Annotated in this window: 21 protein-coding genes and 2 pseudogenes; 14 read left to right on the top strand and 9 right to left on the bottom strand. The window is 73.3% G+C overall.

The features are described from left to right. Window positions 1–200 precede the first annotated feature (200 nt). Window positions 201–287, top strand: a pseudogene (locus DFP74_RS35230) (zinc ribbon domain-containing protein); the annotation flags it as partial. Between the two features lie 189 nt (window positions 288–476). Here DFP74_RS35230 and DFP74_RS23215 read toward each other — a convergent pair. After that, complete coding sequence (locus DFP74_RS23215; RefSeq protein ID WP_233571118.1) at window positions 477–1,463, bottom strand: D-alanine--D-alanine ligase; 987 nt, start codon at window positions 1,461–1,463, stop codon at window positions 477–479. Between the two features lie 25 nt (window positions 1,464–1,488). Beyond that, window positions 1,489–2,721 carry a PLP-dependent aminotransferase family protein gene (locus DFP74_RS23220; protein WP_121184707.1) on the bottom strand — a complete coding sequence of 411 codons (1,233 nt, stop codon included), beginning with the start codon at window positions 2,719–2,721 and terminating at the stop codon, window positions 1,489–1,491. 563 nt (window positions 2,722–3,284) lie between these two features. On the opposite strand from DFP74_RS23220, the gene DFP74_RS23225 reads away from it, so the two are divergent. Continuing rightward, on the top strand, window positions 3,285–3,908 hold the full coding sequence (locus DFP74_RS23225) for a hypothetical protein (RefSeq protein WP_121184709.1): 624 nt from the start codon (window positions 3,285–3,287) through the stop codon (window positions 3,906–3,908). A gap of 382 nt (window positions 3,909–4,290) precedes the next feature. Here DFP74_RS23225 and DFP74_RS23230 read toward each other — a convergent pair whose 3' ends face one another. Both DFP74_RS23230 and DFP74_RS23235 read right to left on the bottom strand, forming a co-directional pair. Next, a complete protein-coding gene (locus DFP74_RS23230) occupies window positions 4,291–5,610 on the bottom strand; it encodes a GAF domain-containing protein (RefSeq protein ID WP_121184711.1) in 1,320 nt (439 codons plus the stop codon). Between the two features lie 240 nt (window positions 5,611–5,850). Continuing rightward, complete coding sequence (locus DFP74_RS23235; protein WP_121184713.1) at window positions 5,851–7,359, bottom strand: PucR family transcriptional regulator; 1,509 nt, start codon at window positions 7,357–7,359, stop codon at window positions 5,851–5,853. A 296-nt stretch (window positions 7,360–7,655) separates the two neighbouring features. On the opposite strand from DFP74_RS23235, the gene speB reads away from it, so the two are divergent. The 4 genes from speB to DFP74_RS23255 all read left to right on the top strand — a co-directional run bounded on the left by speB (window position 7,656) and on the right by DFP74_RS23255 (window position 13,302). Beyond that, complete coding sequence (gene speB / locus DFP74_RS23240) at window positions 7,656–8,609, top strand: agmatinase (protein ID WP_121184714.1); 954 nt, start codon at window positions 7,656–7,658, stop codon at window positions 8,607–8,609. A gap of 4 nt (window positions 8,610–8,613) precedes the next feature. Continuing rightward, window positions 8,614–10,236 (top strand): thiamine pyrophosphate-binding protein, encoded by a 1,623-nt coding sequence (locus DFP74_RS23245; protein ID WP_121184716.1) that lies wholly within the window; start codon window positions 8,614–8,616, stop codon window positions 10,234–10,236. A 74-nt stretch (window positions 10,237–10,310) separates the two neighbouring features. Next, complete coding sequence (locus DFP74_RS23250) at window positions 10,311–11,822, top strand: cytosine permease (protein ID WP_121184718.1); 1,512 nt, start codon at window positions 10,311–10,313, stop codon at window positions 11,820–11,822. A 37-nt stretch (window positions 11,823–11,859) separates the two neighbouring features. Further along, window positions 11,860–13,302 (top strand): aminobutyraldehyde dehydrogenase, encoded by a 1,443-nt coding sequence (locus DFP74_RS23255; protein ID WP_121184720.1) that lies wholly within the window; start codon window positions 11,860–11,862, stop codon window positions 13,300–13,302. 76 nt (window positions 13,303–13,378) lie between these two features. On the opposite strand, the gene DFP74_RS23260 is transcribed toward DFP74_RS23255, so the two are convergent. Continuing rightward, a complete protein-coding gene (locus tag DFP74_RS23260; RefSeq protein WP_199725759.1) occupies window positions 13,379–14,029 on the bottom strand; it encodes a TetR/AcrR family transcriptional regulator in 651 nt (216 codons plus the stop codon). 206 nt (window positions 14,030–14,235) lie between these two features. Continuing rightward, window positions 14,236–15,066, bottom strand: a complete 831-nt coding sequence (ddaH, locus tag DFP74_RS23265) for a dimethylargininase (RefSeq protein WP_121184724.1) — start codon at window positions 15,064–15,066, stop codon at window positions 14,236–14,238. A gap of 282 nt (window positions 15,067–15,348) precedes the next feature. Between ddaH and DFP74_RS23270 the strand changes: the two genes are divergently transcribed. The 5 genes and pseudogenes from DFP74_RS23270 (at window position 15,349) to DFP74_RS23290 (ending at window position 20,380) form a co-directional block, all read left to right on the top strand. After that, the gene (locus DFP74_RS23270) at window positions 15,349–16,443 is read left to right on the top strand and encodes a Zn-dependent alcohol dehydrogenase (protein WP_121184726.1); all 1,095 of its coding nucleotides are present in this window, start codon (window positions 15,349–15,351) and stop codon (window positions 16,441–16,443) included. 223 nt (window positions 16,444–16,666) lie between these two features. Then, the gene (locus DFP74_RS23275) at window positions 16,667–18,325 is read left to right on the top strand and encodes an FAD-binding dehydrogenase (protein WP_121184728.1); all 1,659 of its coding nucleotides are present in this window, start codon (window positions 16,667–16,669) and stop codon (window positions 18,323–18,325) included. 90 nt (window positions 18,326–18,415) lie between these two features. Then, entirely contained in the window at window positions 18,416–18,823 is a 408-nt protein-coding gene (locus tag DFP74_RS23280; RefSeq protein WP_121184730.1) for a hypothetical protein, read from the top strand. Beyond that, a complete protein-coding gene (locus DFP74_RS23285) occupies window positions 18,820–19,620 on the top strand; it encodes a helix-turn-helix domain-containing protein (protein ID WP_233571119.1) in 801 nt (266 codons plus the stop codon). The genes DFP74_RS23280 and DFP74_RS23285 overlap by 4 nt, the downstream gene beginning before the upstream one ends. 131 nt (window positions 19,621–19,751) lie before the next feature. Continuing rightward, window positions 19,752–20,380: pseudogene (locus DFP74_RS23290) on the top strand (Uma2 family endonuclease). Window positions 20,381–20,431: 51 nt separating this feature from the next. Here DFP74_RS23290 and DFP74_RS23295 read toward each other — a convergent pair. Both DFP74_RS23295 and DFP74_RS23300 read right to left on the bottom strand, forming a co-directional pair. Beyond that, the gene (locus tag DFP74_RS23295; protein ID WP_121184732.1) at window positions 20,432–20,653 is read right to left on the bottom strand and encodes a hypothetical protein; all 222 of its coding nucleotides are present in this window, start codon (window positions 20,651–20,653) and stop codon (window positions 20,432–20,434) included. Window positions 20,654–20,668: 15 nt separating this feature from the next. Continuing rightward, window positions 20,669–21,577 carry an SPFH domain-containing protein gene (locus DFP74_RS23300; protein WP_121184734.1) on the bottom strand — a complete coding sequence of 303 codons (909 nt, stop codon included), beginning with the start codon at window positions 21,575–21,577 and terminating at the stop codon, window positions 20,669–20,671. Window positions 21,578–21,684: 107 nt separating this feature from the next. Between DFP74_RS23300 and DFP74_RS23305 the strand changes: the two genes are divergently transcribed. Beyond that, window positions 21,685–22,182 carry a PH domain-containing protein gene (locus DFP74_RS23305; RefSeq protein ID WP_121184736.1) on the top strand — a complete coding sequence of 166 codons (498 nt, stop codon included), beginning with the start codon at window positions 21,685–21,687 and terminating at the stop codon, window positions 22,180–22,182. Beyond that, window positions 22,179–24,134 (top strand): PH domain-containing protein, encoded by a 1,956-nt coding sequence (locus DFP74_RS23310; protein WP_121184738.1) that lies wholly within the window; start codon window positions 22,179–22,181, stop codon window positions 24,132–24,134. Before DFP74_RS23305 ends, DFP74_RS23310 begins: the two co-directional genes overlap by 4 nt. A 61-nt stretch (window positions 24,135–24,195) precedes the next feature. Here the strand turns inward: DFP74_RS23310 and DFP74_RS23315 are convergent, their stop codons facing one another. Continuing rightward, entirely contained in the window at window positions 24,196–24,609 is a 414-nt protein-coding gene (locus DFP74_RS23315) for an STAS domain-containing protein (protein WP_121184740.1), read from the bottom strand. 373 nt (window positions 24,610–24,982) lie between these two features. Between DFP74_RS23315 and DFP74_RS23320 the strand changes: the two genes are divergently transcribed. Continuing rightward, complete coding sequence (locus DFP74_RS23320) at window positions 24,983–25,519, top strand: NUDIX hydrolase family protein (RefSeq protein ID WP_121184742.1); 537 nt, start codon at window positions 24,983–24,985, stop codon at window positions 25,517–25,519. The last annotated feature ends 85 nt before the right edge of the window (window positions 25,520–25,604 follow it).

A 25,604-nucleotide genomic window follows, 5' to 3' on the forward strand; every position in this document is an offset into this window, starting at 1 on the left:
CGGCATGAACGGCGGCGAGGACGAAGCGATGGACGCCTACAGCACGATCGTCACCTCCGTGGCCTAACGGGTCCGGCCGAGCGTGGCCGCGCCGGCCCTGCGCGGCGTGCGGGGCGCGGGCGCCGGGTCCGGTGTGGCCTTCACCGGGGACGGACTCCTGCTCACGAGCGCGCACGTCGTGGAGTGTGCCGGTGGTGCACGTGAACCCGGCGTACTCCTCGCAGGAGTGCGCCGAGTGTTCCTACACCCACCGGCACAATCGCATCTCCCAGGCCCTGTTCACGTGCCGGTCGTGCGGTGTCGTTGCACACGCCGACCGCAACGCTTCCCGAGTGCTGGCCCGCAGGGGCCGGCACGTGTGGAACGCGGGGCGGCAGTCATCCGCCCCTGGAGACCCCTGGAGAGTCTCCTGGACGGAGGGGCCCACCCGGCAGCCAGCCGGGCGCTACGTCCAAGCCCGGCCCTTCACGGCCGGGTCAATTCGACCCGCGCAGGTAGGCCTGGTGGGCCAGCTCGCGGCACACCACCGCGAAGTCGAGTCCGGCCGCGCCCGCCGCCATCGGGAACGTGGAGGTCTCCGTCAACCCGGGGGCCACGTTGGTCTCCAGGAACGTGACCTCTCCGTCATCCCCCACGATGACGTCGGTGCGCGACAGGTCGCGCAGGCCCAGCGCCTCGTGGGCGGTGAGCGCGACCCGCGTGGCCGCCTCCACGGCGGCCTCGTCCAGGCGGGCCGGGCAGAAGAACTCGGTACGGCCCGCGGTGTAGCGCGCCGCGTAGTCGTAGACGCCGCCGTCGGGGACGATCTCCACCGGCGGCAGGGCCATGGGGCCCTCCCCGGTGTCCACCACGCCCACGGCCAGTTCCGTGCCCTGGACCTGCTCCTCGATCAGTGCGGAGTCGCTGTAGGCGAAGCACGACACCAGTGCCGCGGACAGATCGTGCAGCGAGCTGACCGGCGTGGCTCCGAAGGCCGATCCGCCGCGGTCGGGCTTGACGAACAGCGGCAGGCCCAGGCGGTCGGCCAGGCGGTCCAGCAGCGCCGGGGCGCCCAGGTCGTGGAAGGCCGACTTGGGCAGCGCGGCCCCGCGCGGCACCCGGACCCCGCGCGCCGACAGCAGCGCCTTGGCCGCGGGCTTGGAGTAGGCCAGACGGCAGGCCTCGGGCCGGGCGCCCACGTAGGGGGCGCCGACCAGTTCCAGGACCTCGCGGATCGCGCCGTCCTCACCGGCCGAGCCGTGCAGCACGGGGAAGACCACCTGGGGCGGGTCGTCGGCGAGGCGCCCCAGCAGGGTGGAGTCCACGTCGGCGACCTGCACCTCCACGTCCAGGCGTCGCAGCGCCTCGGCGACGCTGCGCCCGGAGTGGACGCTCACCTCGTGTTCGGGGGAGAGTCCCCCGGCGAGAACGAGAACGCGGTCAAGGTCGGCCACGGCGCGGACCTCCTTCTGTGCTGCTGTCATGGTGCGGGGTGCCCTCACGGCTGTCTCAGGGCAGGTCGGGGGCGGGTGCCTGGCTGCCTCGGGTGGGCGGGGTCGAAGTGGTGCCGAACGTATCACGCAGGTCGACCTCGCCCTCGATCGCGCCGACCAGGCGACGCACGCCCTCGCGGATCTGCTCCGGCGTGGGGAAGCAGAAGCTGAGCCGCATGTTCGCGCGGCCGCGTTCGTCGGCGTAGAAGCCGGTGCCCGGCACGTAGGCGACGCGTTCGGCGACCGCACGGGGCAGCATCGCCTTGGCGTCGATGCCCTCGGGCAGGGTGGCCCACACGAAGAACCCGCCCTCGGGCCTGGTCCAGGTGCACCCGTCGGGCATCATCGCGCCCAGCGCGTTGAGCATCGCGTCGCGGCGCTCGCTGTACATCGTGTTGAACACCTTGATCTGTTCCTGCCAGGGGAAGGTGTGCAGGTAGCGGCGCACCACGAGCTGGTTGAACGTGGAGTGGCTGAGCATCGCCGACTCGGCGGCCAGGACCAGTTTGGCGCGGACCGCGGCCGGGGCCAGCGCCCAGCCGATGCGCAGGCCCGGGGAGAGCGTCTTGGACAGCGACCCGAGGTAGATGACGTTGCCGTTGCCCTGGGAGAACAGGGTGGGCTCGGGCTCGCCCTCGTAGCGCAGCAGGCCGTAGGGGTTGTCCTCCACGATCAGGACGTCGTGGCGCTCGCAGATCTCCATCACGCGGGCGCGGCGCTCGGCGCTCATGGTGATGCCGGCCGGGTTCTGGAAGTTGGGGATCGTGTAGAAGAACTTGACCGTGCGCCCGGCCCTGGCCGCCTCGGTGAGCGCGCGCTCCAGTTCCTCGGGGACCACGCCGCGCTCGTCCATGCCCACGTGCTGGATCTCGGCCTGGAAGGCGGCGAAGGTGTTGATCGCGGTGACGTAGGTGGGGGCCTCGCACAGCACGACGTCGCCCGGGTCGACGAAGACCCGCGTGATGAGGTCGAGGGCCTGCTGGGAGCCGACGGTGACGATGACGTCGTCGGGGCTGGCGGTGATGCCCTCCAGCGTCATGTAGTCGCAGAGCTGCTCGCGCAGGACGGGGTCGCCCTGGGCCGAGCCGTACTGCAGGGCCGCGGCGCCCTCCTCGGAGACCACGTCCTTGACCAGCTCGCCGATCTGGTCGAGCGGGAGCGCGGCCACGTTGGGCATGCCGCCGGCCAGGGAGACGACCTCCGGGCGTGACGCGACGGCGAAGAGTGCCCGGACCTCCGATGCGACCATGCCCTGTGCTCGGCGTGCGTAGCGGCCGACGTGCGGGTCGATACGCGAGCCCTGAGGGTTGGGCTGCTGCTCTCGGTGGTCAGCGGACACGGTCCACCTCCGAAGGAAGGACGGAAATAGCGGGGCCGACCGAGCGCCGGTCCCGACCATCGTTGGTCTGGGGGTTCGACGCCTGCCGCGGCCCGGTGGTTCACAGCGGCCGGTGACGCGGTGCGGCCGCGCGGTGGCCCTGTGGGATCGGGTTGTCCGAGCCGTGGATGAACACGGTTCGGTAAATGTCCAGAGTGTAGCCCACGAGCGGCGCCGGAACCGGGGTCGGACCCCCGTCCCCGGCGTTGGCCGCCTCGGCGATCCTCTGCCGGCGAGCCCGTCTGTGGGGCCCTGCCACCTGGATCCCCGGCCGAAGGGGGGTCCCACACCCCGGATTGCCAGAACATGGCGGACTCTTCACTCTTTCCGCCCGAGTCGGACATAGTCGGCAAGCCACTCATCAGCGACATTGGTCACTTCGGGTGCTCACGCGGTGACACCCGTACCGGATCCCGCATCTGGAGGGGGAACCCATGGGAGTCCGCTCGACCACCGTCCTCGCGCCGCTCTCGGCACTGCTGCTGGCCTGCGTGCTGACCACGTCCTGCGCCCTCGGCGACGACGACCAGGAGGCCGATCCCGAGCGGTTGCAGCTGGAGGCGGCCGCCGGCGCCCTGTCGGTGTCGGTCCTGCGACCGGGCGCCGAACGGGCCTTCGCGCGCGACGGCCACACCCTGGACGGCGGCCTGGACTGCGCCAACGAGGCCCCCGCCGCGCCCTCGGCCGACCCCGGGGGCACCGGCCCCGCGGGCGAGGACGCCGAGGAGGCCGGCGGCTCCGGGCAGGAGGGGGGCGATGGGCGGGCGAGCCCGGCGGTCCCGGGCGAGGAGCTGGCGGTCCACTGCACCGGCGTCACCGACGAGGGCGAGGAGGTCGTCTTCGAGGGCCGCCTGGCCCGCGCGGACCTGGCCGCGCGCGAGGCCGGCGACGACAGCCTGCACGGGAGCTTCACCGGCAGCGTGGCCGGTGAGACGGTCTTCGACCTCGACTGCTTCCAGTGCGCGCCCGCCGCGGACGCCGACGGCCCACAGGACGAAGAGGCCTCGGACGCCGGCGGCACGGACGATGGCGGCACCGAGGCCGCGACGGACGACTAGGCCGTGGTCTTCGCGGCGTTCCGGGCTCATCCGAAAGCCTGCGGAAGAAGCATGACCCGGACGCGACGCCGCCGGTGCCGGGCGCGTCCCCTCGCGCGCGCCCGGCACCGGCGGCGCGACGGCGGCCCTGGAGGTGACCCCACTCCAGGGCCCACCGCCGGCACGATGACCCGGGGACTCCCCCGCCCCCTCCGGATCACCTGCGGCCCGTGGGCTCGTCCGCCCCTCCCCCGAAGGCCCCCCTCAAGGCTCGAAGGCCGCGGACGTGCTTCCGACACCGGGTCGCGACCGTCGTTCCCCCTGCTGAACCCGACGACCGCCCCGACTCCGGGCCGCGCATGTACAGACAACACCAGCCACCGCCGCCACAGCAACGGTTGCACTACGTTGCGGAACCATCGCCAAGAGCGACCATCGGGGCGGACTGCGGTGGCTCGCTCCGCAGCCGGCGGACCTCGGGGGCCACCGATCCCGGCAACAGGTCCGCGGGACGCTCCGGGTACTTCACGCTCACCCGCACGTCCTCGACGAACCGGTAGGGGCGGCTTTCGATGATCCCGCCCAGGTGCCGGCGCACCCGCGAGAGCTCGGCTCGCACGGTCACCACGTGCCCGCCGTCCCCGAAGACGTCCCGCGACAGCTGCACGCCCGTACGGCCGCACCGGTGCACGGCCAACAAGAGCAGGAGTTCGGCGTGGCGCGGCGTCAGGCGGTGGGACCACTGGCCGCTCGGCCCGGCCACCGAGACCGCGGGGCTGCTGCCCGACAGGTCCAGGGTGACGGTGGAGGGCGTGTCGCCCTCCACGTGCAGCGGCCGCACCAGCCACCCGCCGGGCAGGGGCTCCAGTGAGCACTCCCCCAGCGCGGGCAGCCACGCCGTCCCCGTGTCGCGCAGCGTGGGCAGGAGCACCCGGCGCACGGGTTCCATGTTGACCACGGCCGCCGTCCAGCCCGACTCGTCCACCACCATCGCCCGCCCGCCCAGTCCGGCCAGCAGGGGCGCGGCCACGGCCCGCAGCCGCTCCAGGTGCGTGTGGTGGATGCTCTGCAGGTGCGCCTCGGCCAGCTGGGCCACGGCGTGCACCAGGGCGAGCGTCGAGGGGTGGATGGTGTTCACGGGGCCCGTGACGTCGATGGCCCCGAGCAGGCGCCCGTCCCGGGGATCGTGGATGGGAGCGCAGGCGCAGGTCAGCGCGTGCAGGTGGCGGACGAAGTGCTCGGCCGAGTAGACCTGCACCGGGCGCCCGACCACCAGGGCCGTGCCGATGGCGTTGGTCCCGGTGCTCCCCTCGTTCCAGTACGCGCCCTCGACGAGCCCGACCCGGTCGCCGACCGACCGCATGCGGTGCGAGCCGTCGCGCCACAGGACCTGTCCGGCGGCGTCGGTGACCAGCATGATGTGGTCGGCCTCGTCGGCCACCGAGACCAGGGAGCGGCGGATCAGCGGCAGCACCTCGGCGATGGGAGAGCTGGACCGGTAGGTCTGGAGCTCGTCCAGGCGGGTGACGCGCGGCGGCGGCGCGCCGTCCGGATCGATCCCGAACCGGCGCATGCGCTGCCACGAGTCCTCGATGACCGGTCGCAACTGGACCGGAGCCGGGCGGCCACTGAGCGAAGCTTCGTGCACCTTGCGCAACAGGCGCGCGTGTTCACGCGCGTCGACCCCCGCGGGAAGGGCCGTGTCCAGCGGAGGAAACGACATGTGGCCTCCTGACATCGACTTGGCTACGGCGGAACCCAGTTTCGTCCTTCGGCCCCGTCCAAGGCGGTGGAATCAGCAGAAACATGTGTGGTGCGCGTGACGTGTGCCGTCTTTGCGCCCTGGTGCGCGGTTCTGCCCGGAGCCGAGGCGCCGACTGGCCGGATCCACCAGCATCGGCCATCGCGCGCGCCCGCCCCAGACCGTGGCCGGATCCGGCCACGCGCCAGCGCACGGGCACGTTCACGGACGCCGGCGGGAGAGCGCGAACCACAGGCGCATGCGCTGCTCGGCGTCGGCCAGGTCCACGTCCAGGTCGCGTTCGATCCGGCCGATCCGGTAGCGGACGCTGTTGCGGTGGGTGCCCAGGTCGGCGGCGGCGCGGTCCCAGTTGCCGTGCCGGGTGAGCCAGGCCCGCAGGGTGCGGCGCAGGGTGCGCGCGGTGTCGGTCTCCTGCGCCAGCGGACCGAGCACGCGGCGCACCAGGTCGTCGACGCCCTCCGGGTCCAGGAGGGTGTCGAAGGGGTCGGTGCCGGAGCCCCACACCATCGGCGCGCCGGTGGCGCGGGCGCGGGCCAGGAGGGCGGCGGCCTGGCGGTCGGCCTCGGCCAGGCCGGAGGGCGGCATCGGCGCGCTGAGCGCGCCGGTCCAGCCGTGCGGGCGCAGTTCCTGGAGCTGGTCCCGGTGGGCGTCCTCCCCGCGGTCGGCGAGCACCGCCCGCAGGTGCTCGCCCCCCGCGTCCGCCGTGTGGTCCAGCACCGGTGTGCCCAGGGGCAGCGCCACCGGGGCGGTGTGCCGTCCCGCCCGCGCGTGCGCCCGCAGCACCCGGTAGGCGGCGCCGCCGGGGTCGGCGTGGGTGAGTTCGGCCAGGAGGGGTTCGGTGGCGTGGCCGATTCCGCCGTCGAGGAGCAGGCCGGTGAGCAGGCGTCCGGGGACGGGCGGGGCCTCGTGGGACGTGCGTGCCAGGAGGTCGAGCAGGGCGGTGGCCGTGCGCAGGACCGCGCGGTCGGTGATGCCCAGCGGCTCGGGCCGCCCCACCAGGACCACACCGTGGTCCTCGGGCGGTGTGCCGACCGTGTGCAGGAAGACCTCGTCGTCCCCGGAGCGGGCCTTGGCGCTGCGCGGGCCGCGCGCGGAGGTGAGCTTGCCGAGCAGTGCGGACAGGCCGGACAGGTCGGCGGGAGCGGACGGGGTGCGCTGGAGGGTGTCGGGGCCGGCGAGGGCGGCCCAGCCGGCGAGGGAGTCGGCCAGCACGCGCAGCACCCGTGCGACGGGGTCGGGGTCCGAGACCGCGCGGGCCAGCGCCTGGTGGGCCTCGCCGAGGCGGCGCAGGTCGCGCAGGCGGCGCTCCTCCAGTTCCTCGCCCACCGCCTGGCTGACGGCCGTGAACGGTGTGGGCCTGGGTACCTCCACCAGCGGGAGCCCCTGGAGGTGGCACTGCTCGATCAGGCCGACGGGCACGGTGTCGTGCACGGGGGTCACGCCGAAGCCGACGGCGCTGACGCCCGCGCCGACCAGGGAGGCGACATAGGCGCGCAGGGCCGCGGCGGTGCCGGGGAGGTTGACGCCGGCGGTGAGCAGGAGTTCGCCGCCGCGCAGGTAGACGGCCGGGTCCTCGAGCTCGCTGACCACCGCCCAGCCCACGCCGGGATCGCCCGCCGCCACGACGGTGGCCAGGTCGAGGTCGCGGCGGCCCACCACGGTGCTCAGGGGCACGGAGTACGCCTGGTCGCGGGACGCGGTGTCGGCCATGGCGCGGTCCTTCCCCGCGCCGGGGCGCGGACGTGTGTCGCCGGTGTTGCGTCCACGGGTGCGCGGACCGCAGATTCTGGATGGTTCGTCCACACCCGCTCCGGATTCGGTGCGGTTCATCCACTGGAGAGGAGTGTAATCGGTCCCTAACCTGACGACAGTCCGTGTGACCTGCGCCGACTTCGTCGCCGTTCACACCGCCGGCGACGGCGCCGGCCCCTGCCCGCCCACCTCCCAGCGACCGCATCCGACCACGACGACGACGTCCACCGACGCACCGACAGGGAGCACCACCGATGACCGCACCGATCGGACCCACCGACTCCAGCCTCGTCCCGCGCTTCGCCGGACCGGCGACCTACGCGCGGCTGCCGCGCATCGACCAGGTCGACAAGGCCGACATCGCCGTGGTCGGCGTGCCCTTCGACACCGGTGTGTCCTACCGGCCCGGAGCCCGTTTCGGCCCCTCGGCCATCCGTGAGGCCAGCCGCCTGCTGCGTCCCTACCACCCGGGCCTGGACGTGTCCCCGTTCGCCTCCGCGCAGGTGGTCGACGGCGGCGACATCGCGGTCAACCCGTTCTCCATCGGCGACGCCGTCGAGACCGTCGACCAGGCGGCCTCGGAGTTCGTGCGGGCCGGGACCAAGCTGGTCACCCTGGGCGGCGACCACACGATCGCGCTGCCGCTGCTGCGCTCGCTGTACCGGCGGCACGGCCCCATCGCCATGGTCCACTTCGACGCCCACCTGGACACCTGGGACACCTACTTCGGTGAGCCCTACACGCACGGCACCCCGTTCCGCCGCGCCGTCGAGGAGGGCATCCTCGACACCGAGGCGATCGCGCACGTGGGCACCCGCGGCCCGCTCTACGGCAAGCGCGACCTGGAGGAGGACCGCCGCTTCGGGTTCGGCATCGTCACCGCCGCCGACGTCATGCGCAAGGGCGTGGACGAGATCTCCGACGCCCTGCGCCAGCGCGTGGGCCGCCGACCGCTGTACGTCTCCGTGGACATCGACGTCCTGGACCCGGCCCACGCCCCGGGCACCGGCACCCCCGAGGCGGGCGGTCTGACCAGCCGCGAGCTCCTGGAGATCCTGCGCGGCCTCTCGACCTGCAACCTCGTGGGCGCGGACGTGGTGGAGGTCGCCCCGGCCTACGACCACGCGCAGATCACCGCGACCGCCGCCTCGCACGTGGCCTACGACCTCGTCAGCGTCCTGGCCCTGAACCACGGCCTGGGGGACTGAACCCGTGGACGCACCGCGCACCGGTGGTGACCTGGTCGCCGAGACCCTGACGGCGCTGGGCGCCCGTACGGCCTTCGGCATCCCGGGCCAGCACGCGCTGGGGCTGTTCGACGCCCTGCGGCGCTCACCGGAGCTGGAGCTGGTCTCCGCCCGGGTGGAGAACAACGCCGCCTTCGCCGCCGACGGCCACGCCCGGCGGACCGGGCGTGTGACCCCGCTCCTGGTCTCCACCGGGCCCGGTGCGCTCCTGACGCTGTCGTCCCTGCAGGAGTCCATGGCCTCCAGCGCACCGGTGCTGGTGATCAGCAGCCAGATCCCCCGTGCCGGGCTGGGCGGCGCCCGCCGCGGCTTCCTGCACGAGCTGCCCGAGCAGTCGGCGGCCTTCGCGGCCGTCACCAAGTCGGTGTTCACGGTGCGGCACACCTCGCAGATCCCCTCGGCGCTGGCCGAGGCCTGGCGGGCCGCGGCCGCGGCCCCGGCCGGTCCGGTGCTGGTGGAGATCCCGCAGGACGTGCTGCTGGAGCCGACGGCGGTACCGCCGGTGGCGGACGTGGACGGCTCCCCCGTACCGCTGGAGCCGCGCGCGGAGCTGGTGGCCGAGGCCGCCCGCCTGTTGGACGGCGCCCGGCGCCCGGTCGTGCTGGCCGGGGGCGGGGTGAGCCGCGCGGGCGGGCAGCGGGCGCTGCTGGAGCTGGCCGAGGCCCTCCAGGCGCCGGTGGCGACCACGTTCGGCGCCAAGGACGCCTTCCCGTGGGAGTACCCGCTGTCGCTGCGGTCGTGGCTGGAGGACCGGCACACCACGGACTACCTCCAGAGCGCCGACGTGCTCTTGGTGGCCGGTTCGGGGCTGGGCGAGCTGTCCAGCAACTACCACACCCTCGCCCCGCGGGGCCGGGTGATCCAGGTCGAGGCGGATCTGGGCAAGCTGGAGGCCAACGTCCCGGCGCTGGGCGTGCACGGCGACGCCGCCCTGGTCCTGGCCGCGCTGGCCGAGCGGGTCACGCGCCGCCCGGCCGATCCGACCGCGGCCGCGGAGGTGGCCCGGGTCAGGGCCGCGGTGGCCGCCCGCCTGGACGCCCAGGACCTGGCCGCCGAGCGCGCCGTGCTGGCGGCCGTGCGCGCGGCGCTGCCCGACGACGCGCCCAGCTGCTGGGACATGACGATGCTCGCCTACTGGGCGTGGTCGGCGTGGGAGCCGCGTCGGGGGCCGATGTTCTCCGCGCAGGGCGCGGGCGGCCTCGGCTACGCGCTGCCCGCCGCCCTGGGCGCGGCGGCCGCGGGCGGCGGGCCGGTGCTGGCCGTGTCCGGTGACGGCGGCGCGATGTACTCGATCGCGGAACTGGCCACCGCCCGCCAGCACGACCTGGACGTGACGTGGCTGATCGTCGACGACGGCGGCTACGGCATCCTGCGCGAGTACATGGAAGAGGCGTTCGGGGAGGCCGTCCACACCGAGCTGGAGCGCCCGGACTTTCCCGCCCTGGCCGCCGCGTTCGGGGTGCGCTCGACCCTGACCACACCCGAGCGGCTGCGCGAGGACCTGGCGGCCGCGCTGGCCGCGCCCGGCCCGCACGTGGTCGTCCTGCCCATGGTGCTGGGACTGTTCGCCCCCACCCACACCGCTTGAGACCCCGGTCGGCGCCGCCGGCGCCGGCCGTCCCCGATCCCCCGCCCAGGGGCACGCCCTTCAGGAGGACCTCCGTGTCCACGCACGACCAGACGCCGACCACCGCCGCGGGCGCACCGCAGCGCGTGACCGAGGTGGAGGCCTTCGGCGTCGCGCCGATCCCGGTCCGGGCGCAGACCTCGCGCCCCTTCGACCTGTTCCGGCTCACCTTCGGGGGCGCCAACACCTTCGCCACCATCATCCTGGGCACCCTGCCGATCGCCTACGGGCTGAGCTTCGCCGCCGCGGCGGCGGCCACAGTGGTGGGCATGCTGCTGGGCGCGCTCATCCTGGCGCCCATGGCGCTGTTCGGCCCGCGCACGCGCACCAACAACGCGGTCTCCTCCGGGGCGCACTTCGGTGTGGTGGGGCGGTCCCTGGGCTCGCTGCTGTCGCTGCTCACCGCCGTCACGTTCTTCTCCATCTCGGTGTGGGTGAGCGGTGACGCGATCGTGGGCGCGGCGACGCGCTTCGGGTTCGAGGGCGGCCAGGGGCTGCGGGCCGCCGCCTACGGAGTGATCGCCCTGGCGGTCTTCGCCGTGTGCGTGTACGGCTACCAGTTCATGCTGCTCATCAACAAGGTCGCCGTGGTGGCGGGCAGCGCGCTGATGCTGCTGGGTGCCGTGGCCTACGGCGGTTCCTTCGACCCCTCCTTCGCCGGGACCGGGGACTACCTGCTGGGCGGCTTCTGGCCGACGTGGGTGCTCGCGGTGCTCACCATCATGTCCAACCCGGTGTCCTTCGGCGGGTTCCTGGGCGACTGGGCCCGGTACATCCCGGCCACCTGGTCCACCCGGTCGTTGCTGGCCGCCCCGTTCCTGGCCCAGGTCGCCACGCTGCTGCCGTTCGGCTTCGGCCTCGCCACCGCCACGCTGGTGGCCGACCCGGGCGACTACGTCGCGGGCCTGGCCGTGGCCTCGCCGCTCTGGTACGCCCTGCCGCTGCTGCTGGTGGCGCTGATCGGCGGCCTGTCCACGGGCACGACCGCGCTGTACGGCACGGGGCTGGACTTCTCCTCCCTGGTGCCGCGGCTGAACCGCGTGCAGGGCACGGTGGTGGTGGGGTCGCTGGCCCTGGTGCTGATCTTCGTGGGCACGTTCCTGTTCGACATCGTCGAGACCATCAACGCCTTCGCCATCCTCATCGTGCTGCTCACCTCGCCGTGGATGGTCGTGATGATGCTGGGGTACGTGTTCCGGCGCGGCCACTACCTCGTCGATGACCTGCAGGTGTTCAACGAGGGCCGCCGCGGCGGCGCCTACTGGTTCACCCGCGGCGTCAACTGGCGGGCCGCGGCGGCGTGGGCGCTGGCCGCCGTGGCCGGCCTGCTGTTCGCCAACACCCCGATGCTCGTCGGCCCCCTGGGGAACCTGGCCGGCGGCATCGACCTGAGTCTGCCCGCGGCGCTGCTGACCGCCGCGGTCGTCTACCCCGTCGCCGTCACCGTCTTCCCGGAGCCCCGGGAGGTCTTCGGTCCGCAGGGTCCGCGTTGGGTCCCCTCGGCCGAGAGCGTCGACGAACACGAGCACGTCCCCGCGGCGCGCTGACCCGCACGTCCCACACCCACCGACGAGACGAGAGATCATGCGTACGCACACGTTCGAGACCCTGCCGAGCTTCATCGGCGGCGCCCCCGTCGTGCCCGAGGGGGACAGGGCCCTGGATCTGGTGGACCCGGTCACCGGCAAGGTGAGCGGCCGGGCGGGGATCTGCGGGCGGCCCGAGGTGGAGTCGGCCATGACCGCCGCCGCCCGCGCCTTCCGGAGCTGGCGCCGCGAGGCCACCCCGGGCCGCCGCCAGGAGGTGCTGCTGGCCCTGGCCGACGCCCTGGCCGAGCGGGCGGAGGAGTTCGCCGACGCCGAGTGCGGCGAGACCGGCAAGCCGCGGGCGTCCATGCTGGAGGAGGAGATCCCCTTCTGTGTGGACACCCTGCGCTTCTTCGCGGGGGCCGCGCGCCACCTGGAGGGCCGGGCCGCCGCCGAGTACATGGGCGGGCACACCTCGTGGATCCGCCGCGAGCCGGTGGGCGTGTGCGTGGGCGTGACGCCGTGGAACTACCCGCTGATGATGGCGGTGTGGAAGATCGGTCCGGCGCTGGCCGCGGGCAACACGGTGGTGCTCAAGCCCGCCGAGACCACGCCGACCACGACGGTCATGCTCGCCGAGATCGCCGCGCGGGTCCTGCCCGCCGGCGTGCTGTCCACGGTGGTGGGCGACCGCGACACCGGCCGTCTGCTGGTGGAGCACCCGGCCGCGCGCCTGGTCTCGATCACCGGGTCCACCCGGGCGGGCGTGCAGGTGGCCCGGGCGGCCTCGGCCGACCTCAAGCGCCTGCACCTGGAGCTGGGCGGCAACGCGCCGGTGCTGGTCTTCGACGACGCCGACGTGGCGGCGACCGCCGCGGGCGTGGTGGCCGGGGGCTTCCTCAACGCCGGCCAGGACTGCACCGCGGCCACGCGGGTGCTGGTGCAGGAGGGCGTGCACGACGCGTTCGTGGCGGAGCTGGCGCGCCTGGCCGCGGAGCAGACGACCGGGCTGCCCAGCGAGGAGAACGGCGACTTCGGTCCGCTCAACAACGCCGACCAGTTCGCGCGCGTGACGGGGCTGCTGGAGCGGCTGCCCGCGCACGCGGTGGTGCGGACCGGAGGGCACCGGGTGGGCGAGCACGGGTTCTTCCTGGCGCCCACGGTGGTCTCGGACCTGCGCGCCGACGACGAGATCGTGCGCGAGGAGGTCTTCGGGCCGGTCGTGACGGTGCAGCGGTTCACCGACGAGGCCGAGGCCGTGGACCTGGCCAACGGCGTCGACCAGGGACTGGCGTCCTCGGTGTGGACGGCCGACCACGCGCGGGCGATGCGCGTGAGCGCGGAGCTGGACTTCGGCGCGGTCTGGGTCAACTCCCACGGTGAGCTGACCTCGGAGATGCCGCACGGCGGGTTCAAGCACTCGGGGTACGGCAAGGACCTGTCGGCCTACAGCCTGGAGGACTACACGCGCGTCAAGCACGTCATGAGCTCGCTGGGCTGACGGGGGCGCCGGTCACCGCTCGGGTCGTCCCCGTGCCCGAGGGCACGGGGACGGGCGGGGACCCTCGGCGGCGGTGTCACAAGGCGGCGCCGGCCCGGTGCCTGCCCAGGTGGGACCAGGCGAGTTCGGTGACGTGCCCGGCCATGGCGTCGGGCGACTCCTCCGGGTGGTCCACGAGCCAGTCGGCGAAGGCGTCGGCGGTGCTGACCGCGATGCGCGCCATCAGCTGGGCGTCCTTGGCGTCGGGGCAGCGCCGGTCGTGCCGGGCGGAGCCGCCGTGCGCGCCCCGGGTGCAGATGGTGACGAGGTCGACGATCTCGGCCATGACGCTCTCGCGCACCCGGGTGGCCTCGGCCGCGAACGGCTCGCCCTGCACGGCGGCGCGCCGGTACAGGACCGTCCAGCTCTCGCGGTTCTCGGTGACATAGGTGAAGAAGGCCTGGATCCCGCGGCGCAGGGGGTCGTCCCCGGCGTCGGGGTCAGGTTCGTGGACGGCCCTGCGGATCGCCTGGGTGAGCCGTTCGGCCTCTCGGCGTACGCAGGCGGTGAACAGGCCTTCCTTGGAACCGAGGTAGTGGTAGACGGTGGGCTTGGACGTGCCGGCCGCCTCCGCGATCTCCTCCACGCGTACCGTGTGGTAGTCGCCCTTGGCGAAGGCGGTGACGGCGGCGTCGATCATCTGCTGTTCCCGGACCCGACGCGGTAGTCGGCGCTGTGTGGTCTTCACACCTTCAAACCCTAGGGGCCGGGGCGTTTTTGGCCAGAGGCCATCGTCCCGGGCCTCCGCGGGCCCCGCGGGGCCGGGAGCGATGCCATGCGCGTGACCAGTGGCTATCAGTGAGTCCAGCCTGACCCAGCGTGGTATTTCCCACATTCGAGGGCGTTTAGTGGCCGGGATGCGCACACGGGTGCGTTTCCGGCGCCCGTGGATTGTCAGTCGCGTGCGTCCCGGATCTCCAGGGTGCAGCACTTGGCCCCGCCGCCCGCCTTGCGCAGCTCGTCCAGCTCCACCGGGTGCACGCGGTAGCCCAGGTCGCGCAGCCGAGCGGCCAGGGCCGTGGCCTCGGCCGCGATGACGACGTCGGTCCCGTCGCAGACCGCGTTGAGCCCCAGGACGGCCGCGTCCTCCTCGGTGGCCAGCAGGGCGTCGGGGAACAGGGACGCCAGGACCCGCCTGCTGCCGGCGGAGAAGGCGCCCGGGTAGTAGGCGACCTGGTCGCCGGAGAGCGCGAACAGGGCGGTGTCCAGGTGGTAGAAGCGCGGGTCGACCAACTGGAGGGTGATGACGGGGCGCCCCAGGAAGAGTTCGGCCTCCTGGTGGGCGGCGGCCTCGGTCCGAAAGCCCGTCGCGGCCAGGACGACCGTGTCGAGGGTGATGAAGTCGCCCTCGCCCTCGTTGACGTGCTTGGGCTCGCGTGTCTCGGCGAACCCGGCCTGGCGGAACCATTCGAGGTAGGCCGGCCCCTCGGGGGTGCGCTCGGCGCTGGCGAAGCGGGCCCCGTAGACGCGGCCGTCGACGACCAGGGCCCCGTTGGCGGCGAAGACCATGTCGGGCAGGCCGTCGATCGGCGTGATCTCGCTGACGCGGTGGCCCAGGGAGGTGTAGAGCTCGCGCAGGGTCTCCCACTGCCGGACCGCCCGGGCGCGGTCGACGCCGACCCCGGGGTCCATCCAGGGGTTGATCGCGTACTCGACGGCGAAGTAGGTGGGCGGGCACATGAGGTAGTGCCTCCGGGTCCGTACCGCATCCGCTGATCGGGCCATGGAACCTCCCAGACACGCGCCGGGACCGCGGCCCCGGCGGTAACAGGTGTGGACGACGTCGCGACATCCGCACGGACGCGACGAAGATACCCGCGGGACGGGGCGACCACGATGGCGATTTCGCCAAAGTCATGGCCATGTGTTCGGCGAATTCGCGGAAACGCCGCCCTGGGGACCGCCGTCCGAGACCGTGGTCCCCGGAGCGCGGCTCGCCCCACCCGCACGATGTACCAACCGGTCGGTATTGCTAGTGTCTCCGCAGTCCGCGATTGGAGCGCCCTCATGAGCATGACCGTCAAGGCCGCCGTCTTCCACGAGATCGACGCGCCGCCGCAGATCCGCGACGTGGTCCTTCCCGACCCCGGCCCCGGGCAGGTGCGCGTGCGCATCGCCGCGGCCGGCGTGTGCCACTCCGACCTGTCCCTGTCCAACGGCACCCTGGCGCAGAAGATGCCCGCGGTCCTCGGTCACGAGGGCACCGGCACCGTCGAGTCCGTCGGTGAGGGCGTGACCAGCGTGATGCCGGGTCAGCAGGTGATCCTCAACTGGGCGCCCCCGTGCCGCGAGTGCTGGTTCTGCCGCCAGGACGAGCCGCACCTGTGCGAGCACGCCCTGGACGGCATGCTCACGCCCTACGCCGAGCTCACCGACGGCACCCCTGTTTACCCGGGGCTGAGCACCGGCGCCTTCGCCGAGGCCACGGTCGTTCCCGAGCACGCCGTCGTGCCGCTGCCCGACGGCATCGACCCGTCGGTCGCCGCCCTGCTCGGCTGCGCGGTGATCACCGGGTGGGGCGCGGTCAACAACTCCGCCCAGCTGCGCCGGGGCCAGTCCGCCGTGGTCATGGGTCTGGGCGGGGTGGGCCTGTCCCTGCTGCAGTCGGCCCGCCTGGCCGGCGCCGACCCGCTCATCGCCGTGGACGTCTCCCCCGCCAAGGAGGACCTGGCCCGGTCCCTGGGCGCCACCGACTTCCTGGTGGCCGACGCCTCGCTCACCAAGCAGGTGCGGGGACTGACCGAGGGCCGTGGCGCGGACCACGTCTTCGAGGTCGTCGGGTCGGCCAAGGTGGTGCGCGCGGCGTGGAAGGCCGCCCGGCGCGGGGGCACCATCACCGTCGTGGGCCTGGGCCGGGTCGACGACGAGGTGAGCTTCAACGCCCTGGAGCTGTTCCACCAGGCGCGCACGCTGCGCGGATGCGTGTTCGGGTCCAGCGACCCGGCCCGCGACATCCCCGTCCTGGCCGAGCTGGTGCGGGCGGGCGATCTGAAGCTGTCCGCGATGATCACCGACGAGATCCCCCTCGAAGGGGTGCCGGAGGCCTTCGAGCGCATGCGCCAGGGCCAGGGCGGCCGGTCACTGGTCCGCTTCGGCGCCTGAGCCCTCGGCCGTTCGTGCCGTCGGTCGCCCCCGTGACCGACGGCGGCCGGGCCCTGCCCTGCCCCGCTGTCAGTGCACCGCAGGGAAGACGCGGCGACTTGTCACCGGCTGACAAAGGATATGGCGTGCGACACACACCGGTCTTGCCGGAAGAGGGTGCCGGGGCCAGAGTCGTCACCATCGCGCACACCGTGCCCGCGGGGCACCACGAAGGGACGGGTCCATGAGCAACGAGCAGGCCGACGCGATCGTCGTCGGTGCCGGGCTGGCCGGGCTGGCCGCCACCGCCGAGCTGGCCGAGGCGGGCAAACGGGTCCTGCTGCTGGACCAGGAGCCCGAGCACACCCTGGGCGGCCAGGCGCACTGGTCGTTCGGCGGCCTGATGTTCGTGGACACACCGGAACAGCGCCGGATGGGGATCAAGGACTCGCCGGAGCTCGCCCTGCAGGACTGGATGGGCACCGCCGCCTTCGACCGCCCCGAGGACGCCTGGCCGCGCAAGTGGGCCGAGGCCTACGTGGACTTCGCCTCCGGGGAGAAGCGCGCCTGGCTCCACGCGATGGGCATGCGGTGGTTCCCCATCGTCATGTGGGCCGAGCGGGGCGGCTACCTGGCCGGCGGGCACGGCAACTCCGTGCCCCGGTTCCACATCACCTGGGGCACCGGTCCGGGCGTCGTGGCGCCCTTCGAGCGCCGGGTGCGCGCGGCGGTCGAGCGGGGGCTCGTGCAGCTGCGCTTCCGGCACCGGGTCGACGACCTCGTGGTCACCGACGGGACCGTCACCGGCGTGCGGGGCTCGGTGCTGGCGCCCAGCGACACCGAGCGCGGCCAGGCCAGCAACCGGGACGCCGTCGGCGCGTTCGAGATGGGCGCGCAGGCCGTCGTGGTCACCTCCGGCGGGATCGGCGCCAACCACGACCTGGTGCGCCAGAACTGGCCCGCACGGCTGGGCACACCGCCCGAGCACATGCTCTCCGGTGTGCCCGAGCACGTCGACGGCCGGATGCTGGGCATCACCGAGAAGGCCGGGGGCCAGGTCATCAACCCCGACCGGATGTGGCACTACACCGAGGGCATCCAGAACTGGAACCCCATCTGGGCCCGCCACGGCATCCGCATCCTGCCCGGACCCTCGTCGCTGTGGCTGGACGCGACCGGCAAGCGGCTGCCCGCGCCCTACCTTCCCGGATTCGACACCCTGGGCACCCTGGACCACATCATGCACACCGGGCACGACTACACGTGGTTCGTGCTCTCGCAGAAGATCATCGAGAAGGAGTTCGGGCTCTCGGGCTCGGAACAGAACCCGGACCTGACGGGCAAGGACTTCAAGCTGGTGCTCAAGCGGGTCCTGCCGGGGGCGCCCGGGCCCGTGGAGGCGTTCAAGGAGCACGGGGCGGACTTCGTGGTCGCCGACCGGCTGCCCGCGCTCATCGCCAAGATGAAGGCCGTGGCGGGCGACGACGTGCTCGACGCCGACACCGTCACCCGCGAGGTGGTCGCCCGCGACCGCGAGCTCGTCAACCCGTTCTCCAAGGACGTGCAGGTCATGAGCATCCACGCGGCCCGCAAGTACCGGGGCGACCGGCTCGCCCGCGTGGCGACGCCGCACCAGATCCTGGACCCCGCCTCGGGCCCGCTGATCGCCGTGCGCCTGCACATCCTGACCCGCAAGACCCTGGGCGGCCTGCACACCGACCTGGACGCGCGGGTGCTGCGCGCGGACGGCACCCCGCTGCCGGGCGTCTACGCGGCAGGCGAGGTCGCGGGGTTCGGCGGCGGGGGCGTGCACGGCTACCGCGCCCTGGAGGGCACGTTCCTGGGCGGCTGCCTGTTCTCCGGCCGTACCGCGGGCCGGGCCGTGGCGGCCGCACTGGGGTAGGCCCCGGGCATGACCTCAGAGGTCATCGACAGCACGACCACTGGTCGGTGAGTCTGGGTCCCGCAACCGCCGCACACACAGGAGGTCACCGTGTCCGTCCCCACCGCCACCGCCGCCCCCGATCGCCCCCTGCGGCTGGTCCTGCGCGCCGACGCCCTCGCCTGCGTCGGTGCCGGGCTGGCCATGGCCCTGGGATCCACCTTCCTGTCCGGGCCGCTGGGCCTGCCCACGGAGCTGCTGCTGGCCGCCGGACTGTTCCTGCTGCCGTTCGCCGCGCTGGTGTGGCTGCTGTCCTCGCGCCAGGCGGTCACGCTCGCCGGGGTGGCGGCCGTCATCGTCGCCAACGTCGTGTGGCTGCTGGGCTCGGTCGCGGTGGTGGTCCTCATGGCCCCGAGCGGCCTGGGGGTGGCCTTCGTCCTGGCGCAGGCGGCGGCCGTGCTCGCGCTCACCGTGGCCGAGACCGTCCTGCTGCGCACGAGTGTCAAGGAAGGCCTGTGAACGACCTGTCCACCACCGTCCGGCATCCGGTCGGCGCCCTGCTCAAGGAGTGGCGGCGCCGGCGCCGGATCAGCCAGCTGGACCTGTCGATCGAGGCCGACATCTCCACCCGGCACCTGAGCTACATGGAGACCGGCCGGTCCCTGCCCAGCCGGGAGATGGTCCTGCGGCTGGGCGAGACCCTGGACGTGCCCCTGCGGGAGCGCAACCGGCTGCTGCTCGCCGCCGGATACGCCCCCGCCTACACCGAGACGCCGTTGGAGGGTCCCTCCATGGAGCCGCTGCGCGGCGCGGTACTGGAGATCCTCACCGCGCACGAGCCGTTCCCCGCGTTGGTGGTCGACCGCCGGTGGACCCTGCTGGAGGCCAACGCGGGGGTGGCGCCGCTGATGGCGGGCGTGGCCGAGGACTTGCTGGCCCCGCAGGCCAACGTCCTGCGCCTGGCCCTGCACCCGCGGGGACTGGCACCCAGGATCGCGAACCTGGGGCAGTGGCGCGCGCACCTGCTCGACCGGCTGCACCGCGAGGCGCAGTGGTCCGGCGACCCCGAGCTCGCCGCGTTGGAGCGCGAGCTGCGCGCCTACCCCTGCGACGATCCCGCTCCGGCCCCTGGGGCGACTGGGCCGGCCGAACTGGCGGTACCGCTGCGCCTGCGGCACGAGCTCGGCGAGCTGTCGCTGCTCTCGACCGTGGCGACCTTCGGCACGCCGGTGGACATCACGGTGTCGGAGCTGCGGATCGAGACGTTCCTGCCCGCCGACCCGGCCACCGCACGTCTCCTGCCCACCCTGCTCTAGCCGCCGTCTCGCGCCCCTGCCCGCGCGGGCGCGAGAAAAGGCGGTCCGTTGGAGATGAAGAGGACCGCCGCATATGCACGAATATGCGAACTCCGCCCGCCGCCACGGAGGGTCACGGAACCCTGGTCATCATGCTGACGAGGCATCATGACTCTCATGACAACCGGCAAGACGGCCCGCGAGCGGACCACCCGCTGACCGTGGACGACCTCAGGCGCCTGCCGGACGACGGACAGCGCTACGAGCTGGTCGACGGACGGCTTGACGTGTCGCCCGCACCGGTCTTCCTGCACAGTCGCGCCGAGTCCCGGCTCACCTACCATCTCAACGCGCTCGCCCCGATGGAGTTCGAGGTCGTCGCCACCCCGGGCATCAACGTCAACGGCGACCGGACCCACCACCGGACCCCGGACCTGGCCGTACTCCGCGCCGCCGACGAGGAGAGCCCCTGACCAGGCCGCCCCTTCTGGCGGTCGAGGTGGTCTCGCCCGAGAGCGCCATCCGCGACCACCACACCAAGCGGCGCGAGTACGAGGAGTTCGGCATCCGCTCGTACTGGATCATCAATCCCGACCGCGACCTGCCGAGCATCACCGAACTCTGCCTGGAGGACGGCCGATACCGGGAAGTGGCCACCGTCTCCGGCCAGACGGCCTTCAAGACCGACCTGCCCTTCCCCTTGCGCGTCGTCCCGCACTGGCTGGTCGGCGCGGGCGACTGGCGCGGGAACATCGGCGGGTCCGACGAGGCCACGGCGTAGCGGCGCAGCCTGACGGTGGCGGGCGGCCCGGCACCGGGTCGCCCGCCACCGTCAGGCGCCGGTCTCGTCCGTGTCCGGGGACCGCTTGCGCGGCCGTCCCCGTCGAGGAATCCCCCCGGCGTCCTTCGGCATCCGTCCGGCCTCGTCCAACGCACGGCGCAGAAGGAACTCGATCTGGGCGTTGGTGCTGCGCAGCTCCTGGCCCGCCCAGCGCGCGAGCGCGTCGTGGACGGCCGGATCGAGCCGCAGCAGCACCTTCTTGCGATCGGACACTGGCACCCCCGAGGGCTACTGGTACAGGGTCCCGGTGTTGACGACGGGACTGGCGGGGCGGTCCGAGCACAGAACCACGAGCAGGTTGCTCACCATCGCCGCCTTGCGCTCCTCGTCGAGCTCCACCACGTTCTCGTCCGACAGCCGCGCCAGCGCGCGGTCGACCATGCCCACGGCGCCCTCCACGATCTGCTGGCGTGCGGCGATCATCGCGCCGGCCTGCTGGCGCTGGAGCATCGCGTGGGCGATCTCGGGCGCGTAGGCCAGGTGGGTGAAGCGGCACTCCACGATGGCCACGCCCGCCGCCTCGACGCGGTCGGCGACCTCCTTGGCGAGCTTGCCCGTGATGACGTCGGCGCTGTCCCGCAGGGACATGTCCGTGTCCTCGCCGTGGGCGTCGTAGGGGTACTCGCCCGCGATGCGCCGGACGGCGGCCTCGGCCTGGATCGAGACGAACTCCACGAAGTCGTCGACCTCGAAGCTCGCCCTGGCGGTGTCCTCGACCTGCCAGACCACGACCGCGGCGATCTCGATGGGGCTGCCGGAGGCGTCGTTGACCTTCATGACGGAGGTCTCGTGGTTGCGGATGCGCGTGGAGACCGAGTTGCGCACGGTGAAGGGGTTGACCCAGCGCAGGCCGTCGGTGCGGATGGTGCCGACGTAGCGGCCGAAGAACTGCACGACCTGGGCCTGGTTGGGCGCGACCATCGTCAGCCCCAGGGCCGGGACCGCGCCGGCGAGGGCGAGCACGACGCCCACCACGGCGAGGAACAGGGGGGCGTCCAGGATCGGGGAGACGGCCAGGGCGACACCGCCCAGGATCGCCACCGCACAGGCCGCGGCCACCGGAATCCCGTCGTAGCCGAAAGCGGCGCGCTCCCGGTATCTCGGAGCTGGGGCGATGGTCGGTACGGGTTCGTTCATCGGGTTCTACCGTCCTCTCGTGGTGATGACACGACAATAGCATTGTGATATCACTTTTACGAGGCGGCCCACTTCCGGGGCCCGGACGATGAAGAGAGGCGGACGCGATGAGCACCGACGCTCTGCGACTGCGCCCACCCCACTACCGCGTGGACCGGCGCGCGATCCTGTGGTGGTCCACCCGCGCACTGGCCGTGACCGTGGTCCTGACCGCGGCGCCCGCGATCCCCGCCGTCTTCTTCGAACCCGCGCGCCCCTGGCTCGTCCCGGCCACCGCCGTCATCGGCGGTCTCGGACTGCTGATCACCGTGGCGATGCCGGTGTGGCGCTACCGGGTCCACCGCTGGGAGGTGACCGAGACCGCCGTCTACACCGCCAGCGGCTGGCTGTGGCAGGAGTGGCGGGTGGCTCCGATGTCGCGGATCCAGACCGTCGACACCGCGCGCGGCCCGCTCCAGCGCGTGTTCGGCCTGTCGAGCGTGACCGTGACCACCGCCTCGGCGGCCGGGCCGATCGCGATCTCCGGACTCGACCACGAACTGGCCACCCGCGTGGCCGACCAGCTCACCGAGACCACCCAGGCCACGGAGGGAGACGCCACATGAGCGGTCCCGACGACATCCGCCCCGAGGACGGGGCCCAGGACGGCACTCCCCCGGCGGCGCCCCGGTCCGAACCCGAGACGGTCTCCGACGACCACCGGGCGCCCCACCCCGAGCAGAAGCCCGGAGCCGACGCCGAGCCCGACGGCGGCCAGGAACCCGTCGGCGAGACCGTGCCCGAAACCGGCACGGAGCCCGACGGCGACCCGGTGTCCGGTGCGGACCCCGCCGACGAGCCGGCTCCCCCGAGCGGCCCGGCCGGCGACTGGCAGGGGCTGCACCCCCTGAGCGTGTGGGCCGGCGCGGTCGTCGCGGGGATCTTCATGATCCCGACGGCCGTCATCGGCACCGTGGCGATCGTGTTCGCCGCCCCCCAGCCCTGGTGGGCGCTGGCCCCCCTACCCGGCACGATCGCGCTGCTGGCGCTGTTCACCTCCATGGACCTGCTGCGCCTGCGCGCCACCCGGTACCGCGTCACCGCCGAGCGCGTGGAGATGCGCTCGGGCGTCATCGCCAAGGCCTACCGCTCCGTTCCGCGCGAGCGCGTGCGCAGCGTGGACGTCAACGCCCCGATCTACGTGCGCGTGTTCGACCTGTGCTCGGTCACGGTAGGCACAGGCGAGCAGGGCGGCTCCGACCAGCTCCAACTGCTGTACGTGACCGCGGCGCAGGGCGAGCGGCTGCGCCGGGAGCTGCTGCTGCGCGGACCGGCCACGGGCGCGGCCACCGCCGGCGCCGACCCGTCCGCCGAGGGAGACGAGGAGACCGGGGAGGTCGAGTTGGCCCGACTCAATCGGGCGTGGTTCGCCTACGCACCCGCCACCACCGCCACGCTCGGCATCGGCCTGGGTTTCATCGCCGCGGTCCTGGGCCTGAACGCCCAGACCGGCGGCTGGGCCTGGGAATGGGCGTCCGAGCAGGTGGGCCTGCCCACCACCGAGGAACTCGCCTCCATGGTGATGAGCCGGCTGCTGGTCGTCCTGCCCGTGACCCTGCTCGTCCTGCTGTTGTCGGGGGTGGCGGTCCTGACCGCCATCGCGGTCGAGACCTGGTGGAACTACCGGCTCACCCGCGAGGTCGACGGTTCGGTCCGGCTGCGCCGCGGCCTGCTGACCAGTGTGTCGCTGTCGGTGGAGGGGCGGCGCCTCAACGGCGTCACCCTGCACCAGCCGTTCGTGCTGCGGTCGGTGGGCGGCGCGGACGTGCGGGCCGTGGCGACCGGGCTGGCCGCCGCCGACGACGAGAAAACCAGCGCCAAGAGCCGCCTGTCCCCGCCCATGCCGGTCGGGCGCGCCCGCGCGCTGGCCGCCGCCCTGGTCCAGGAGGACGACTCGCCCCTGGACGTGCCCCTGGCCCGGCATCCGCGCGCCGCGCTGCGCCGCCGGTTCACGCGGGCCGCGATCGTGTCGCTTCTGGGCGTGGTGCTCTCGGCCGCCCTGGCATGGCTGCACACGCTCGCGACCCAGGCGTGGTGGGACGCGGTGCGGCGGTTCGAGGAGGAGATCATCCCGGTGCCGCTGGCCTCGCACGCCGTGGAGACGACGCCGAGCTGGGGCTGGGCGTTCCTGGCGGTGCTGATCGCCGTGGTGGCGTTCTGGTACGCGGTGGGCTCCTACCGGGGGCTCGGCCACGGGGTGCACCCGCGCTTCCTGGTGGTGCGCGGCGGTATGGCCGCGCGCGAGACCGTGGTGCTGCAGCGGTCGGCGGTGATCGGCTGGCGGATCACACGGTCGCCGTTCCAGCGCCGGCTGGATCTGGCCGACGTGGCGGCCACGACCGCCGCGGGCCAGGGCATGTACGCGGCCAAGGACGTGGGTCTGGGACAGGGGCTGGCGTGGGCCGACGCGGCCGTGCCGGAGCTGTTGGCCCCCTTCCTGGTCCGCGAGGACGGCGGGAGCGGAGAGGACGGCGAGGACGGCGGGAGCGGCGCCCGCGAGGCGGCCGCCGCGGAGTGAGCGCCGGCCCCGACGCGCGGCGCCCTCCCACGGGGGAGGACGCCGCGCCGGGCTCGGCAGGTTAGGACCCTTCGGGGACCGCGTTGTTGGCGATGGGCTCGCCGTCCACGCGCAGGCCGCTGGTATGGGTCAGCGCCATCTCCAGCAGCGGGTAGATCTCGAAGACCCGTCCCATGTCCAGCGCCGACAGGACGCGGTCGGCGATGGGCGAGGGCTCGGCGAGCACCGTGTGCCGCTGCTGGGCCCACAGGATCCTGGCGACCGAGACCAGGGCGCGCACACCGCTGGCGTCGAAGAACTCCAGCCCGGACATGTCCACCACCAGGCAGTCGCACCGTGAGTCGTACGCCGCTCGCAGGAGCCGATCGCGCATCCGGTCGGCCGTGGCGAGGTCGACCTCGCCGTGGACGGGTACCACGGTGACACCTGTACAGGGTGAACGCTCCTGGGCAGAGAACCGGGCCTCACGTGCCACTCGGGACCACCTCTCACCGGACGTAACCTGTCCACTACGCAACCGCGTACGAGATCGTAACCTCTCCAGGGAGGTTCAGGGAGGCTTTCGGTCCGAAAACCCAGCGAAATCTCCCCGATGGTCGACATCGTGCTCGTGTCCGACCGTCCGGGCCGTACACCGGCGCTCCCCTCTCCTCTCGGACACTCGGAGGCGCCCCCGCATCGTGCGCGGCGCCCCGGTGTGCGGTAGGCAGTAGGGATCGTGTGCTCCCGTCCGCCACGGGCGGGAGACTGGTCCTTCAGGGACGCCGACCGAGCGAAGGGAGGGAGCGGTGGCCGCACCCCGGCCGCGCCACGCGCGCGCGTCGCGGGACGCACCGCCGCGCACCCCTATGACCGACACCGCCGACACCCAGCCCGGCTGGTTCTCCGCCGAGGAACTGGAGAACATCCGCGGCCGTATGCCGGTCCTCTACGTCCAGGCCGTGCCCGTGCGGGTGGACGAGACCGGACAGGTGACCCACTTCGGCCTGCTGATGCGGGCCGCGCCCGACGGCAGCTTCAACCGCTCCGTGGTCTCGGGCCGGGTGCTCTACCACGAGCGGGTCCGCGACGCCCTCCTGCGCCACCTGGAGAAGGATCTGGGACCGGTGGCGCTGCCGCGCATCCCGACCGCGCCGCAGCCGTTCACCATCGCGGAGTACTTCCCCACCCCCGGCGTCACGCCCTTCCACGATCCGCGCCAGCACGCGGTGGCGATGGCCTACATCGTGGCGGTCTCCGGTGACTGCCAGCCGCGCCAGGACGCGCTGGACCTGATCTGGTTCACCCCGGAGGAGGCGGCCAGCCCGAAGGTGATCGAGGAGATGACCGGCGGTCAGGGCGTGCTGCTGCGCCAGGCACTGGCCTTCGTCGGCCACGCGCCCTGACCCCCGCCCGGCCGCGCGGGCCCCGTGAGCAGGGCGGGGTCCGCGCGGCCGTGGGCCCCGCCCCGCGGGCTCCAGCGCGTAGGCT

The sequence above is a fragment of the Nocardiopsis sp. Huas11 genome (genome assembly GCF_003634495.1).
Lineage (GTDB): Bacteria > Actinomycetota > Actinomycetes > Streptosporangiales > Streptosporangiaceae > Nocardiopsis.